Raw genomic sequence first — 15,003 nt, 5'->3', positions numbered from 1 at the left:
ATCATCCTTTTATTGAACTTTTCGCATTGTGAGTATATACAAATAATACTACAACTATAGTATTTTGACACTACCAAAAATGCAACTTTATTCCGATTTTAATTAGCTAACCCATATAAAAATTCGAAAATAATTCATTAATTAGTTATAAAGAACTATACACAACCTTAAATTTCACTCGATACATACTTGGAATTTGTTATAATGTCCTTAATAGTTATTTTTATCTATTCTTCACCAATGAGTGGTCACCTTTGTAGAGCACTGGAATAGGAAGAAATATTTATAATTAATTGTAATAAGATAAATAAATCGAAATAAACCCATTTTTATTTTTAAAAATATTAGGAGGGACTTATGAAAAAAAATAACCTTGTCCAGCAAGAGCATGGTCTTACCTTAATTGAAGTTATTGCCTCTATTCTGTTAATCTCTATTATACTTTTAAGTTTTATGAGCATGTTTTTACAATCGAGTAAAACAACGGCAACCTCCGATGATATTGTAAATGCTACCTATCTTGCCCAAAAGGAAATGGAAAGTATTTATAAATATCGAAATAACCCTATAGAAACAGTTTTAGAAGGTCAGTTAAATTATCATAAAGAATCTACTAGTGAGAATATTTGGGTAAAACAAGTCGATGCCGTACACATTTATGTAACATTAAAAGACCCTGACAACTTAGGCTTAACACCTATTATTATAGAAGTAAAAGAAGATACAAGTGTCAAAAGTAAAATAGAAAATAGATATAAATTAGGAGGCTGATAAAAAAATGCGAAAAAAACAGCAGCAAGGCTTTACCTTAGTCGAAACATTGGCCGTCGTCGTTATTATCAGCATTATCTCAGTTCTTCTATTTAGTATATTAAGCTCCAGCACATCAACACAGCAAAAACAAACTACAAAAAACAAAAATTTACAGGATACTTCCTATGTACTTAAATTAATTACCAAGGATTTTCGAAAAGCAACGGAATTTGATGATGCTACTGATACATTTACTACTAGCGACGGACAACAAACATATACCCTTTCTAACAATACAATTACCCGAAATGGGGAGATTATTGCAAATAATATTAAAGAATTTAAACTAGAGGCTAAAAAAGATACTCCTGTTGTTCTAACCATAAAAATTGTAAATACATCTGATAAAGAAATAAATGCAGAATTAACTTCACGTAGTATCAAAAATTAAATGTGGGAGGAGTTTTATGAAAAACAATAAAATAGTAGTATTAAAAAATGACAATGGCTATACTTTTCTACTTGTTTTTTTTACCATTATTTTAATATCGGTATTAGGTTTAAGTATTTTAAAAGTTTCAAGTAATACTTTAAAAACCTCTGATCATGAACGAGATGATCAGTCTGTTTACTATATTGCAGAGGCTGGATTAAATTATGGGCGTGAACACTTTAAGACTGCTAAAGATTTAGCAAAAGAAAAATATGACGAACAAAAACGGCTTTATGAGCAAAAGCTAATTCCTGATCCACCAGACCTTGAAGCTTTTTTAAAAACCGAATTAGTTAACTTAGGATACCCTATACAAGCAGCAGATGTAGGAATAGAAATAGCGTTAGATGACTCAAGATTTGAAAATTTTGAAACACCTACATTTGATGACCAATTTGGGCATACACCTAAAGTAAATATATTCATTACTTTAAACAATGCAACCAGCCTTCAATATACAATTAAGTCGACTGGTGAGTTCGAAGGCACATCTATACAAAGAACCTTACAGCAAAATGTAACAGCAGTATTAGAAGTCACTTCAGAAGGATCGAATGATGGTACTACTGGGGGATCAAGTGATGGTACTACTGGAGGATCGGGTGGTGGCTCGACTAGTGACGGTCATTTTATTCCAAATGAATATACGGTACAAACAAAGGGCAATATTATTGTGAATGCGGGAGGTACTATTAATGGCAATGTGGCAAGTGCTGGTGGAACGATTACACTAAAAGGTGGAGCCTCTATAAATGGAACTATAGGTACTTCTCCAGATAAATTTAATGTCGATAATGATGGTCTTAATAAATATAAAGATCAAGTCACGGACAGTAAGGATTTTCCATCTGGCAACGTACTTGCACCTTTTCCAGATGATCGAATGAATACTCTCTCTCAATTAAGTTACCCTCCTAATCAAGAGGCAGCAGCGGATCCATGGAATAAAACAAATGTTATTAATAATGGTAATTTCCAAGCAATTAATTATATAACAAATAATTACACACTTAATTTAACTGGTGATACACATTTTAAAGAATTTAAAGTTGATCAAAATAATACCATTACTATCAATGTGGGTGATACCGATAAAGACCTCTATATTGAAGACCTAAATATTTTACAAGGGCATATTAAAATTATTGGTACAGGAAAGCTCAATATTTACGTCAAAGACTCGCTCAATATTAAAGGCTCCTTTAATAATGGCGGCGACGTTAGTCAAATCAACTTTTTATATAGTGGCACTAAACCGGTAACGATTTTAGGTGAAACACAGATTAATGGCTCACTTTATGCAAAAGAAGCAGATTTAACATTTACAAGCGGTGTTGGTGTAAAGGGTAATGTCTACTCTGGTGGAGATAATATTACATTTAATGGTGGCTTTAATTCAGAGGGACAGCATATTATTGCACCGAATGCTGACGTGAAGGTAGTGGCAGGTGCACATATTAAAGGAGCGATCGTTGCAGATACGATTCTTGTGGATGGTGGTGCTTCTATTACATTCAGTGAAAGCAATGCTTCAAAAGGAAATAGCGGAACTGGTAGTGGTGGCGGTACAGGTAATGGTAATCCGCCAAATACATCTCCGCCTCAGCCTGATGATATAAATATCACAGAAGATATTATACTAGAAATATAAAATAGCCGAAAGCTGTTGAAAAGGTTTCTTTCATTAGCAGCATAAAAGCCAAAGCGCTAGTTAAATCAACGCCTTGGCATTTTTTATTTGTATGGTTACCTTCTACTGATAACCATATCCCCTTACTTTATTCCTTCTTCCGCAGCAGCCTACCTGATAACAGCATCCCAATACCACCGATTGTGATAAATAGGATGGCTCTAATTAATAAATCAAGGGCGGATAGGTCGAAGAAGATTAGTTTGATAAATGCTACGACTAAAATAAGAAAGCCTGTTGTGCGTAATGCTTTGAACTGATGGGTTGAGCTAAGCCAAAGAGCAATGCTAGCTGTTAGGAATAATGTCAGTGTTGTAAAGGCAATGCTTACTTTCCAATCCAGCATATTATTGTACGTAAATTGTTGTACAAATCCTAAAACGGATATCATCGTTAGTATAATGCCTGATGTGACAATGGCATCTACATATTTCTCGATATGCTTTTCGTATAAGCGATAAATATAGCCTTTGACAATAATGTCCACAATAATTGCTACAATTACGGCAAGGTAAATGATTCTTGTTCCAAGATTTAAGCTTTCCATCATTGCTGGCCTTGTGCCGACCATAATCGCAAATAATAAGAAAAATGCGCCAAGCACTGGTGTTAAGGCACGCCCTTTATAGTGCTCCTGTACAAATAGTGACACTGTAAATAACACTGCTAATGCGATACACATCATATATGGAACATTATCCATGCTAACAATATAAGCTGTATCTAGCTTGCTAATATAGGCTAAGAAGTAGCCTACTGTGATAACAGCTAAAATATCAATGACATATAAATCTTTCATAACCTTTTCAAATGGCGATAATACCTCTTTTGGACGTCTTGCATATACATAAATCACAGCAAGATATACAATTGGCATTACTAGGCTTAAATGATCAATGCTAAAGAACGGCATTGGTTCATGGAAGATAAAGTTAAGCACCAACGTTATCATAAAACTACCCGAACTTACAACCTTCATCATACTTGCCCGTAAGCGTAAGCTCATCATGACACCTGCAAAGGTAATAAGTGGGTAAAGTAAGTCTTCTACATTATTTGGTATATTCATAATTAAGAGTGCATTACATAAAATAACAAATGCAAGCGTAATCGCACTATCAAATACTTCCTGCCACTTTTGTCGGTAACTGTATGCAGCCACAGCAGCTAATAAGCCTATAAAGATAAATAATAACCATTCCCCTACATTAAGAGAAGGGATTATCAAATTCATTAATAACAAACTAAATGTACTCAATGTAAAATAACAGCCAATATGGAGTGGCTTCCATTTAGATTGTGCATTATATAAAAGACACCAGCTTGCATAAAAGATTGCCAAAATAGCAAGTAGACCTAGTGCAAATACAAGTCGTTGCTCGTAGTTCATAAATGCAACAACACTTACAGCAACAACAGAGAAAAATGTTGCAACATAAAGTGCCAGCTTTTGCTTATGCTGATAAATGACTATTTGCAGCATCGCAAATAGCACGATAACAAAGGTTGAAATAATAACAGCATTAAAGTCCATATATTCTAGTAAATATGGTAATAATAAAGATGTAAATGCAACAAATATAGTAAGTGCTTCGTTTTTCTTAAAATAACTAATAGCAATTCCATAGCCAATATAAACAAACGTAATACCAAGAGCTGGTGTTAAAGCGATCATGTTATATAAAATAGCGCTAGCTGCTGTTGTTAAAATACCAACAATAAATGCCCCACCATATAATGAAATCGTAATGGCAGATGAGCCTGCTTTTTTACGCTCCAGCCCATAGGCTATTGCTGCTAGCCCTACCGATAATGCATAGGCGAGGATGATTTTTACGCCATTCGATAAATAACCATAATCACTAACAAGCTTTAATCCCCAAAGCACCCCCATTACTAAAATAACCATAAAGACCTTTGGAAGTGCCCACATAACACGTTCCTCCATCGTTGGCTGTGGTTGCACCTCTTTTTCTGGCACTTTCGCTGACTTTGGCTTTGGTGTAAGTGCTGGTTTATTGATTGGTTCTCTTAGTGGCTTTGGTGGTGTTGGTTTTGGTACTACTGGTCTTGCCTGCTCAATCATTGATTGTCTGGCATTAAGCGTGTTTATTTTCTCAGAGCCTTGCGTATGTTTTAAGTGCTGTAATTCCTGGCGTAAATCCGCCATCTCCTCTTCAAGCTTAGCAATTCTTCGCTCCAATTCAAGGGACATGCAATCACCCTCCCTACTCTATCAATTTTTTAACATTATAACATATATATCAAAATTGTAAAATTACACTTTTAGTTTATTTTATCTTGGTCTTCGATACATTAAAGCTCGTTCACTATCACTTGTGCCTTTTGTTGTTGGGTCTACAACTACGCCTAGTAGCACAAGAATGGATAAAATTGTATTGAAAATAGAGGAAATTTGGTCACCCATTGCATTTGTTAATTCAAAGCCAAAAATAGCCGCTACCTGCTGTGCTAGTAACAGTAATAGTGAAAATAGCCCCAGTAAAAATGGTATATGTTGAAGACGAACCTTCCAGTTAATTCTCATAAAAGCTCACCTCCCCCCTTTACTGTCAGTATATGCACAGCACTTTTATCGCATATATGCAAACATGGAGCTACTATCCTCTCATGTAATATTGTTGATAATATTTTGCGATGGGAAAAGTTTCTATCCGTGCTACTCTTTAAGATTCTATAACCATTTTTTATCGTAAAGAAACATCACCTACATATAGCTGCTTCGTTAAATATTTGATTGACAAAAAAGCTTAACGTTATATGGTTAGTTACACATGCAATTAACCAATGAACAGTGAGGTGCATTGCGATTCATTCTTTTAATAATGAGAAGCCTATTTTCCAACAAATTCGTGAAAGGGTTGAGAATGCTATTTTAGATGGACAGTTACAGCCTGAGGATCGCCTTCCCTCCACAAATGAATTTGCTAAGGAATACCAGATTAACCCTGCTACTGCTGGGAAAGGTGTGAATGAGTTAGTGGATAAAGGTCTTATTTATAAAAAAAGAGGTGTTGGTATGTTTGTACATCCAGATGCAAAAAATATTTTAATTGCTAAGCGCAAAGAAAATTTCTTGCAACAGCATATTGAGCTATTAAAAAAGGAGGCTCGGCGATTAGGTATTTCCGATGAAGAATTACAAAAAATGCTACAGGGGGGATAATACGTGAAAATTGAAGTAAAAAATATTGTGAAATCTTATAAACATAAAACCGTTTTAAAAAATATGACATTTACAATAGAAGGTCCAAAGATTATTAAATTTTTAGGTCATAATGGAGCATATATAGAAGAATTTAAGGGGAAAGAACCAAGTCAGCGAATCACATCACTTGGTTTTTCATTGTCATGAATGGCTTCTTGTTTTGTTGAATAAATTCCAACATATGCTGATGCTGGTCTGCAAAATTAAATTGAATCGTCATTTCTTTGTTCTCATGAATATAAATCGTATCAATCAGCTCAATCAATAAACCTCGGTCAAGTGCTTGAATATTTTTATGCTTTAAAAATGTTTGGAGATAGGAATGGTTCACACCAATGCCTTTTTGAACAGTCGCCATTTCGGTTTCGAGGTTGGCAATCACCTGTGTCACTTCATTCATTTTCTGCTCAAATTTAGCTTTCATCCATGAATATTCAGCTTTTGTAATATCTCCAGTTTTCCAATCCATATATAGATTATCTGTGACGGCTGTTATTTTTTCTAGCTCTTGTTGTTTTACCTTGTATAGCTGTTCTAATTGTTTTGATTTTGTCCGAACAATAGGCTGTTTATTAATTTCTTGAACGATGATGGTCATATCATCCACAAGCACTATTTGTGTTTGTATCGCTCGTAATACAACTTCTGTGATGTCCTCTACATTCATGCTATGAAGTGTGCATTTTCCTTTATGTTTAATCGCATAGGTAGAACAAACATAATAAGCATATTCTTTCAATCCTGTTTTTCTTTGGTGTCGCTTTATTTTCCTTGTCATGCCCATTCCGCAGTCTGGACAATGAAGGAAGCCAGAGAAAAGATGGACGTTTTTTTCATCTGGTGTGGTACGGGTATCACGTTTTTGTAAACTTTGGGCTTTTTTAAATAAAGATTTTTTAATAATTGGTTCATGTGTGTTTTCCACCACAAACCATTCTTCTTCTGGTGGTGTAATTTTATCATGAATTTTATAGCTAACCACTCGCTGTTGACCCTGTACCATTGTACCAATATACATTTCATTGGTTAAGATACGATGGATTGTCCCTAAAGCCCACATGCCATCATTCTTAGTATCATTGGGTGTACGGTGATTAAACCCTTTTTGTCGTTTATACTGAGATGGTATTGGAACACCTAATTCGTTTAAATGTTTCACAAGCCCTGCTTTACTCATGCCATCATAGACAAACCAATGGTAAATGTTGTGGACAACTTGTGCGGCTTCTTCATCAATAATAAGATGATTTTTATTTTCAGGGTTCTTTTTATAGCCGTAAGGAGCGAATGAGCCGATAAATTCACCATTTCGTCGTTTTGTATTAAGAGTACGACGAACATCGTTTGATATACGAGCAGCATAACGGTCATTCAATAGTCCTGTCATTGGCACTTCTAATCCCTGTATGACCTCTGGATTTATATAGGTGTCAATAGCTGGGTCGCCTATGCTAATAAAGTGCACATTGTAGAGAGGGAATATTCTTTCTAAAAAATAGCCTTGGTCAGAATAATTCCGAAAAGCTCTCGCAAGCGTCTTACAAATAATACAGTCCACTTTGCCTGTTTCAATATCTCGTATCATCCGTTGAAAATCTATTCGTTCATAGTCGGTTGTACCAGATTGTCCATCATCCTGAAATATCATATATTCACAAAACTATGGTTCTTCACCAAAAGCCGTGGGTGACAAAATCAGTGACCTATTTCTAAACGTAAACGAAGAAATAAACGGTTTTCATTTCGATAGCCAAAACCACGTCTTTTAATAAGTTTAATTTTATTATTCGTTCCTTCCATCATGCCATTTGATAGCGGTGAAATAATGGTATCTAGCAATGCTTTTTCACGTGTACTCAATGTTTTTGCGATTTTAGAAACGGCACTACAAAGATGAAATTGATACCGTTTAAACCATTCTGTTAATCGTCGTTTTGCTTGTGTCATCGTTGTTGCTTTTAGTACATAACGCATATGATTCAATGCTTGATAAATGTATTTTGTAGGCAAATCTTCCTGATGCCACTGTGCAACAAATCCACGTTCTTCATCCGTTAATTGTTCAGGTTTTCGTGCCAAACAACGGTCAATGAATCGCGATTGATGATGCTTTTTGGCTTCTCCTAAATACCGGCGTCTTCGCTGCTGGGCATCGGTGAAAAATTGCACGAGATGAAAGCGATCCAGCACATGAATCGCAGTGGGATAAACGGCTTGTATCGCATTCGCCATCGCTGGAGCGAAATCACTGACCACCGCACGAATTGGACCTGTTACTTTTTGTAAAGCAGTGGTAATAGCGTCCTGATTTCGATGAGGAACAATTGCCAAAATACGACCTGAGTCGGCATTTAAAACACTGGTCGCATAATGATGTCCTTTGCGCAAAGCGAACTCGTCTACACAAATAGTAGTGGCGATTTCATCCGTTAATTCATTAGCTGCCAGCAAGTAATACCAACGCTCAACCGTCGTGTAGGGCAGTTCATATTCACGTGCCACATCAGCAATGGAACGCCCGTGGCAACGCCTTACAAGTTCTTTACGAAACATAGCTGAAGACGCTTGGATAATTCCTAAACCGAAGTCATAGGTAAATGTGAGGTCGCAAGCAACACAACGATGACGTGGAATCGCCATCTCAATCCAAATAAATCCGAGGTGCCAAGCATAGCCATGACGAAAACGACGTAATGTTTGCGCATGACGAATCGTTTTCCCTTGGCAAATTGGACATGGCACTGAATAAGCACCTACAGTAGCAGGAAATACATTTGGTTCTTCGTCAGATGGAAAAGAAACTTCGAAAAAAGATGGTAACGGTAATAGCATTTTGATAAACTTGGAGTACAAAGCGAAAACTCCTCTCGTGGTTTGTTTCGACAACAATTACGATACGTGAGTTTTCGCTTTTCTTCTATAGAAAATATGAAATTATTGAATTAATAGGAAGTCAACCACAAGTTATGGTGAAGAACCAAAACTATGAAGTTATAGTAATATTTACCATATCATTGAAGTTTATAAAATAAAGGGTTCATAGAAAAGAGGTGAATTATTTGTCTGTGTTCCATAAATTAACGAATACCGAAATGGAAATTATGCAAATCATTTGGGAACTGAATCGTTCTGTTACATCAAGTGAATTATTAGAAATCTTTGTAGAAAAAGCTTGGAAAGGACAAACCATCAATACCTTTTTATCTCAATTAGTTGATAAAGGATTATTATCTGTAACAAGAGGAAAATGGCGCATGAATCATTATAGCCCTTGTATAACATTTAGAGAATACAAGAAAAGGGAAGCTAAAAGTATATTAGATACAATGTATCAAGGGTCTGTGAAAACCTTTTTAACGACACTCTACGGTGAGAGAGTAGTAGATGATGAATTGGAACAATGGCTTTCAGAGAAGCAGGTGAATAGATAGGTTAATGATAGGACTATAGGGCACTTCTCATATTATCACTATTTTGCCTGCGTTTTCGTAATAGTTAAATTTTCTTGGTCATCCTAAATCCACCATTTTCTTAAGGTGAAATAATTAATAGAATAGCTTTAATAAATGGTATATTTCACAAGTTATTTAACAATAATATTTATTGAATAATTTAGAAATTAATGATAAATTAGGAATATGTATTTGCAAAGAAAAAATACATAGTATTGCAATTACACAATGTTTTAACTTGACATGGAGCCTCTGTGGTTATGAGTACCAAGCTAAAAAGCTAGCTATATCAATGGCTGGCTTTGCCGAACAAGGCTATCATATGCCTACCACTCCAAGTAAAGTCACAACGCCAAGTTAGATTGCAATACTCTGCACTTTTATTTTGCAATACACAAATATATAGAATAAGGAGGTATTCAAGAGATTTATGAGCGATTCTAAATATTTGAGTGAAAGTGAAATTACAGAAATATTAGAAAGTAGACCTAGAAACATAGAAGGATTTGTGCAAAAAATAGAGGTTACTGATAGAGTTGCTTTAAGAGAATCATTAGAAAAAACACTAGAGGTATTTAAATTAGAAGAAAATTTTAATCGTATTGAGTTTTTTAATAATGTATTGAATAATTTTGAAAACACAACTTTTTTTATAGATTTTGCAGAGGGTAATTTTATGTTTTATTCTTTTGAAACGGTTAAAAATTCTACACACTACGAAATAAAAGACACTGGTTTTTTTAAACTTCCAAAATAATATAAAACATCTTATGAATGAATAGTTCATAAGATGTTTTATTAACATTATTTATTTTATACCAAGGAAGGTAACACCAGCAGGGGTAGGCGTAACAGTTTTGCTTCCATCTCTTACTACATATTCAGCCATAAATGAGGCTTTATTTTTGTAGTGAGGAATATTGTAATCTCCTATTTTTCTGTCTATAAATGGTTTGATACTTGTTTCATTAAAAAATTGTTTAACAACTGGTGTATAATAATTCGTATTTGGTAATATTGCATAACCATAAAGATTGCCACCTATTTGGTCAATGCTATCTACACCAATATTTCTAGCGTACAGTGTAGCATAGAAAAGTGTATCAGAATGGCTAACATTACGGAACATTACCATACCAGCGTTAGGTAAAAATGGTTGAATACTAGTAGCATTTATTAACGGCTCGATTTCTTCGGCAGGTATTACTTCAACATCTTCTAAATCTAATTTTTTTAATACCTCTTCAATGTTTTCAACTTTTGCATTAGCATTTTCTTCAAAGTAATTGTCTATTATCTCCAATTCTTCAAGAGTAGTAACTCTATTTGTTGTTGATAATATACCTTCATTTTCTAAGATGCTCTCTATTTCTTGCTGGCTAAGGTTATCTGATGTTTTAGCAAGTCCAGAAATAGGTAAAAAAGTGAAGATTGTTAACATCAATACCGCTAATAAAATGGATATTTTTTTCTTCATGTTATATTTCCTCCTTTAATGTAATTATATGTATTATATAATCGCTTATATGTCGAATTTTGTAAAATTATGAAGTGATAAAAAGTTTTTTTGTTTTCTGTAACATTTTAGACACATCCTAATATAATTATTAAATACATTGATAGTAAATCATTTATGCAAAAAAAGAAAAGATGAGAGGAATGCGTCAAGCATTCCTTTTATTATGAGAATTTATTCGATTTCTTTCGCCACTGTAAATTCGGCAGTTCAACTAAGAAAAGAACATGTCAGATTCTGCCTAACACGTCCTTTTCTAAGTTTCACCCACTACATGGCAAGAACCATCAAAATTTTTTGTCAACAGGCTATCGCCACAAAAATTTTTGAGTTATTGTTCCACAATTTCTTGCCATGTAGTGGATGCCGAATTTCTGTGGTCTACCAAGAAATCGGAAAAAATTCAGCCTTCCGACTTCGAGATTGCGGCTTCAAGCAATCGAAAAAATTCGTGGAGGGAAAGAAAATGACAGAAAACAATTATTCCAACCTATCTATGAAATCATTCGATTAAGGGCAGAAAGACGCAAGTTACCAAAGAAATACCTTGCTGAGCAGTTAAATCAGCATACGGTAAGAAGTCCAGAAGATTTTGCGAGTAGTGCTATCAAGTTTATGAGTGATGAGGGGAGAGAAATATTTTTAGTGGCTTGTCTGTCTACTCAAAATGAATTGTTATCTTTGCATCGCTGTCACATAGGTACACTCGATATGAACCTTGTATCACCAAGAGAAGTCTTTAAAACAGCAATAATGCAAAATGCGGCGTCTATCATCGTGGCACATAATCATGTGCGTTCCAATTGTACGCCAAGTCCAGAGGATGAAGTAGTGACAGAACGCTTGCAACAAGCAGGGGAAATAATAGGGGTGGAATTACTCGACCATTTAATCGTGACAAGTAATCAGTTTATCTCGCTAAAAGAAAAAAGCTACTTCTACTAGACAAATAAACAATCTTTTCACTTGATTGAAAATGCTTAACAAGTGAAAATACGGCACATGTTCATGCCATCCTCCTCCATGAACATGTGACGATAATTATTCAGGTTTTCTTATGAAATGGTTATTTTTCTATTCGCATAATCCGATATAAAAAGGCAACAAACTGCGCTCTTGTAACAGGTTCATTTAGGCGGAAATTGCCATTATCGCCTAATGCAATGCCTTCACGCTCTAACACCGCAATATAGCCTGCACTCCAATGTTGGCTATCTACATCTTTAAATGAACTTGTGCCTTGTGGTGTTAGCCCTAGTACGCCCACAAGGACTTTCGCTAATTGTGCTCTTGTCATATTTTCTGCTGGGAGGAACGCACCATTTGCCCCATCTACAATGCCTGCTTGTTGTAATATCGCAATCGCCTCATAGTAAGGATGATTTTTAGGTACATCTGAGAAATCCTCAGCGGTTCTTACTGTTTCGAGTGAAAAGGCTCTCGTCAATAACACTGCCACATGCATACGACTAATCGGTGCGTTTGGACGAAAAGACCCATCCTCATAGCCTTGAATAATGCCTAGTGCTGCTAGTTCCTCAATCATATCTTTTGCCCAATGTCTTTCTACATCACGAAATGTCACGTTTGGCTTTGGTAATGGCGGTTCTTGTGGCTGCTTTGGCTCTTCCACAGATAATGCTGTCCATTTTGCGTAAAGCGAGATATTTTCTCGCACAATCGTTTCCTCTGCCCATGGCTTTGTCAGTGCTTCATCTTGATACCAACCGTCAAAACGATAACCTTCTCTTGTTGGGCGAGGTATATCACTTATTTTTGTGTTGTAGGGTATTTCGATTGGTTGTAAAGCTGTGCCACCATTCGTCTGCAAGGTGATGGTTACTTTTGTTGGTGGTGAGTAGTCGTTGCCATTCGATACAGATGGTGGATTACTGCCTCCGCCTGTTGCGGGTGGGTTCGCTGTCCACTCGGCATACAGTGTCACATTGGTTTTTCCCATTAGAAATGTTGCATTTTCAGCATAGGATGTTCCTTTACCATCTGCTTGCGTGTTCCAACCCTTGAATATATAGCCTGTTCTGACGAGCTGACCGCTATTGCCTTGTACGGTTACATGGTCATTTTCTTCGTAGACTCCATTGTCTTTTGGCACAGTACCGCCTGTTGCGCCATTTTTATCGTAGGTCACTGTATAGGTTGGGTTTGTTGTCCATTTTGCATAGAATGTCTGATTTTGTGCGTTCATTGTGAAAGAGGCATTTTCAGCATAGTCCTGTCCTTGACCATCTGCTTGTGTATTCCAGCCTGTAAATGTAAAACCTGTTCTTGCTAAGTTGCCACGATTTTGTATGTTTACAGCACCGCCTTGTTTATAAGTCAGTTTATCAACAGGTATATCACCTGTTGCGCCATTTGCTTCATACATTACATGGTAAGCGAATTCCGATTCATACGCGCCTAAATCGATGAAGCTACCTTGCCTACGTGGGTTGCCTAAAAGGTCAGTCGATTGTGTATTGAGCGCATTGTTTCCTTTATTAATCGCGGGCGACCCTGCTCGTAGTTGATAATCTTGCTGATTTGGGTCAATGAAAATAGCGTCTGGTGTGTACGTATCAGGTTGTATATCCGTTGTTGACTGATGAAATTTGGCTAGCACCTGCCCATTTTCTTCTACATCCAATAAGCTATTTTCAATCGTACCACTATAGTTAGCAAGTGCTGGGTTGCCAGCATTACCTACGATAATACTATTGTGAATTTTACTGTTTGCACTGCCGCCATAAATAGCGTTTGTGCCTTTATTGCCAATCATTGTGACGTTTGTTAGGGTGGGGCTACTACTATAGGAATTGTACATGCCCCCTCCAAAAGCTGCGGCATTGCGATCAAACGTCACATTTGTGAGAGAGGGGCTACTATTAACATTGTACATGCCCCCACCTACGCTATAAGATGCGGTATTGCTACTGAACATCACATTCGTGAGAGAGGGGCTACTATTAGCATTGTACATGCCCCCGCCACCGCTGAGGACAGAAGATACGGTATTGTTACTAAACGTCACATTCGTGAGAGAAGGGTTACTATTAGCATTATACATGCCACCTCCATAAGATAATGCGGCATTGCTACTGAACATCACATTTGTGAGAGAGGGGCTACTATAAGTATTGTACATGCCCTCCATAATAAGATGCGGTATTGCTACTGAATATCACATTCGTAAGTGAAGGGCTACTATTAGCATTGTACATACCGCCCCCATTCCTTTCTGGAGTATCTGGATGATCCGCATTTCCTCCTGTAATGGTTACACCATCTAAAATCGCCGTATCATTTAAATTCAAGCCAGATGGATGATAAAAGACACGATAAGCATTTCCTGTATTATCCGTTGGGGTATTATCAATATCCCCACTTAACATCGTTTTATGATTCTTCCAATCTCGTTCTGTAACAGTGGTTTCTGTGCCATTAAAGCCCCCGTAAATCGCAACATTATTTTGCATTTGGAAGGTATTATAACGGTCTGTTGTTCCACCAACTTTTTCCGATGGTATATACGTCCCTTGTGCCAGCCAAATTTGTACAGTTGTTGCTCCTGCTGTTAATTTAGTGGATGCTTCGTCAAGTGCTGACTGTAAATCGCCAAAGGCATTTGCCCAGCTTGTACCATCTCCACTTGCTCCTTGTTTCACATAAATCACCGCACTATCCGCTGTCGTTGTCTGTTGTGTGATGGCTGCACTATCTGCGGAGGTCGTAGGTATTTGTGTGACGATAGAGCTTATTGTATTATTCTCATCTATCGCCATTACTGGTAGACTACCAAATAGCATTTGCATGAATAAGACCATTATTGCTAGAAAAGCAAGGGGTTGTTTGGTTTTTCGTTGCATGTGCATG

The 15,003-nt window shown here is 36.4% G+C and carries 16 protein-coding genes; 9 read left to right on the top strand and 7 right to left on the bottom strand.

Annotation, left to right across the window (positions count from 1 at the left end):
* Positions 1–357 precede the first annotated feature (357 nt).
* Genes MHB42_RS05750 through MHB42_RS05740 form a run of 3 tightly spaced genes read left to right on the top strand, consistent with a single transcriptional unit; the run spans position 358 to position 2,897 of the window.
* Positions 358–771: a type IV pilus modification PilV family protein gene (locus tag MHB42_RS05750; RefSeq protein ID WP_340804899.1), complete on the top strand. Its 414-nt coding sequence runs from the start codon at positions 358–360 to the stop codon at positions 769–771.
* Between the two features lie 7 nt (positions 772–778).
* Positions 779–1,204, top strand: coding sequence for a PulJ/GspJ family protein (locus MHB42_RS05745; protein ID WP_340804897.1), 426 nt, complete (start codon positions 779–781; stop codon positions 1,202–1,204).
* A gap of 16 nt (positions 1,205–1,220) precedes the next feature.
* Positions 1,221–2,897 carry a DUF7305 domain-containing protein gene (locus tag MHB42_RS05740; protein WP_340804896.1) on the top strand — a complete coding sequence of 559 codons (1,677 nt, stop codon included), beginning with the start codon at positions 1,221–1,223 and terminating at the stop codon, positions 2,895–2,897.
* Positions 2,898–3,024: 127 nt separating this feature from the next.
* Here MHB42_RS05740 and MHB42_RS05735 read toward each other — a convergent pair whose 3' ends face one another.
* Complete coding sequence (locus tag MHB42_RS05735; RefSeq protein WP_340804895.1) at positions 3,025–5,151, bottom strand: ABC transporter C-terminal domain-containing protein; 2,127 nt, start codon at positions 5,149–5,151, stop codon at positions 3,025–3,027.
* 81 nt (positions 5,152–5,232) lie between these two features.
* Complete coding sequence (locus MHB42_RS05730; RefSeq protein ID WP_340804893.1) at positions 5,233–5,484, bottom strand: phage holin; 252 nt, start codon at positions 5,482–5,484, stop codon at positions 5,233–5,235.
* Between the two features lie 267 nt (positions 5,485–5,751).
* On the opposite strand from MHB42_RS05730, the gene MHB42_RS05725 reads away from it, so the two are divergent.
* Both MHB42_RS05725 and MHB42_RS05720 read left to right on the top strand, forming a co-directional pair.
* Entirely contained in the window at positions 5,752–6,123 is a 372-nt protein-coding gene (locus MHB42_RS05725; RefSeq protein ID WP_340804892.1) for a GntR family transcriptional regulator, read from the top strand.
* A gap of 3 nt (positions 6,124–6,126) precedes the next feature.
* Positions 6,127–6,312 (top strand): hypothetical protein, encoded by a 186-nt coding sequence (locus tag MHB42_RS05720; RefSeq protein WP_340804891.1) that lies wholly within the window; start codon positions 6,127–6,129, stop codon positions 6,310–6,312.
* Here MHB42_RS05720 and MHB42_RS05715 read toward each other — a convergent pair.
* Complete coding sequence (locus tag MHB42_RS05715) at positions 6,284–7,813, bottom strand: recombinase family protein (protein WP_340804889.1); 1,530 nt, start codon at positions 7,811–7,813, stop codon at positions 6,284–6,286. The two genes, MHB42_RS05720 and MHB42_RS05715, sit on opposite strands and share 29 nt — an antisense overlap.
* 47 nt (positions 7,814–7,860) lie before the next feature.
* The gene (locus tag MHB42_RS05710; protein ID WP_340804888.1) at positions 7,861–8,997 is read right to left on the bottom strand and encodes an ISL3 family transposase; all 1,137 of its coding nucleotides are present in this window, start codon (positions 8,995–8,997) and stop codon (positions 7,861–7,863) included.
* A 233-nt stretch (positions 8,998–9,230) separates the two neighbouring features.
* Between MHB42_RS05710 and MHB42_RS05705 the strand changes: the two genes are divergently transcribed.
* From MHB42_RS05705 to MHB42_RS05695, 3 genes are all read left to right on the top strand, one after another.
* A complete protein-coding gene (locus MHB42_RS05705; RefSeq protein WP_327037041.1) occupies positions 9,231–9,596 on the top strand; it encodes a BlaI/MecI/CopY family transcriptional regulator in 366 nt (121 codons plus the stop codon).
* Positions 9,597–9,768: 172 nt separating this feature from the next.
* A complete protein-coding gene (locus MHB42_RS05700) occupies positions 9,769–9,978 on the top strand; it encodes a hypothetical protein (protein WP_340804887.1) in 210 nt (69 codons plus the stop codon).
* A gap of 69 nt (positions 9,979–10,047) precedes the next feature.
* Complete coding sequence (locus tag MHB42_RS05695; protein WP_340804886.1) at positions 10,048–10,374, top strand: hypothetical protein; 327 nt, start codon at positions 10,048–10,050, stop codon at positions 10,372–10,374.
* A 51-nt stretch (positions 10,375–10,425) separates the two neighbouring features.
* Here MHB42_RS05695 and MHB42_RS05690 read toward each other — a convergent pair whose 3' ends face one another.
* The gene (locus MHB42_RS05690; RefSeq protein ID WP_340804885.1) at positions 10,426–11,094 is read right to left on the bottom strand and encodes a hypothetical protein; all 669 of its coding nucleotides are present in this window, start codon (positions 11,092–11,094) and stop codon (positions 10,426–10,428) included.
* 462 nt (positions 11,095–11,556) lie between these two features.
* Here MHB42_RS05690 and MHB42_RS05685 point away from each other — a divergent pair, with 462 nt between their 5' ends.
* Complete coding sequence (locus tag MHB42_RS05685) at positions 11,557–12,078, top strand: JAB domain-containing protein (RefSeq protein ID WP_340804884.1); 522 nt, start codon at positions 11,557–11,559, stop codon at positions 12,076–12,078.
* A 121-nt stretch (positions 12,079–12,199) separates the two neighbouring features.
* On the opposite strand, the gene MHB42_RS05680 is transcribed toward MHB42_RS05685, so the two are convergent.
* Together MHB42_RS05680 and MHB42_RS05675 are read right to left on the bottom strand one after the other, a co-directional pair.
* A complete protein-coding gene (locus MHB42_RS05680; protein WP_340804882.1) occupies positions 12,200–14,275 on the bottom strand; it encodes an InlB B-repeat-containing protein in 2,076 nt (691 codons plus the stop codon).
* Positions 14,259–14,954 (bottom strand): hypothetical protein, encoded by a 696-nt coding sequence (locus MHB42_RS05675; RefSeq protein ID WP_340804881.1) that lies wholly within the window; start codon positions 14,952–14,954, stop codon positions 14,259–14,261. Before MHB42_RS05675 ends, MHB42_RS05680 begins: the two co-directional genes overlap by 17 nt.
* Positions 14,955–15,003 lie beyond the last annotated feature (49 nt).

Source organism: Lysinibacillus sp. FSL K6-0232 (genome assembly GCF_038008325.1).
GTDB lineage: Bacteria > Bacillota > Bacilli > Bacillales_A > Planococcaceae > Lysinibacillus.
Note: the sequence above shows the minus strand (reverse complement) of the source record. Positions and strands in the feature narration are given on the sequence as shown.

Bases quoted from the DNA above. Each gene is read 5' to 3' on its own strand.
- MHB42_RS05745 (WP_340804897.1), top strand. From the start codon at position 779: ATGCGAAAAAAACAGCAGCAAGGCTTTACCTTAGTCGAAACATTGGCC.
- MHB42_RS05730 (WP_340804893.1), bottom strand. From the start codon at position 5,484: ATGAGAATTAACTGGAAGGTTCGTCTTCAACATATACCATTTTTACTG.
- MHB42_RS05680 (WP_340804882.1), bottom strand. From the start codon at position 14,275: ATGTACAATACTTATAGTAGCCCCTCTCTCACAAATGTGATGTTCAGT.
- MHB42_RS05675 (WP_340804881.1), bottom strand. From the start codon at position 14,954: ATGGTCTTATTCATGCAAATGCTATTTGGTAGTCTACCAGTAATGGCG.
- MHB42_RS05750 (WP_340804899.1), top strand. From the start codon at position 358: ATGAAAAAAAATAACCTTGTCCAGCAAGAGCATGGTCTTACCTTAATT.
- MHB42_RS05740 (WP_340804896.1), top strand. From the start codon at position 1,221: ATGAAAAACAATAAAATAGTAGTATTAAAAAATGACAATGGCTATACT.
- MHB42_RS05710 (WP_340804888.1), bottom strand. From the start codon at position 8,997: ATGCTATTACCGTTACCATCTTTTTTCGAAGTTTCTTTTCCATCTGAC.
- MHB42_RS05715 (WP_340804889.1), bottom strand. From the start codon at position 7,813: ATGATATTTCAGGATGATGGACAATCTGGTACAACCGACTATGAACGA.
- MHB42_RS05690 (WP_340804885.1), bottom strand. From the start codon at position 11,094: ATGAAGAAAAAAATATCCATTTTATTAGCGGTATTGATGTTAACAATC.
- MHB42_RS05695 (WP_340804886.1), top strand. From the start codon at position 10,048: ATGAGCGATTCTAAATATTTGAGTGAAAGTGAAATTACAGAAATATTA.
- MHB42_RS05735 (WP_340804895.1), bottom strand. From the start codon at position 5,151: ATGTCCCTTGAATTGGAGCGAAGAATTGCTAAGCTTGAAGAGGAGATG.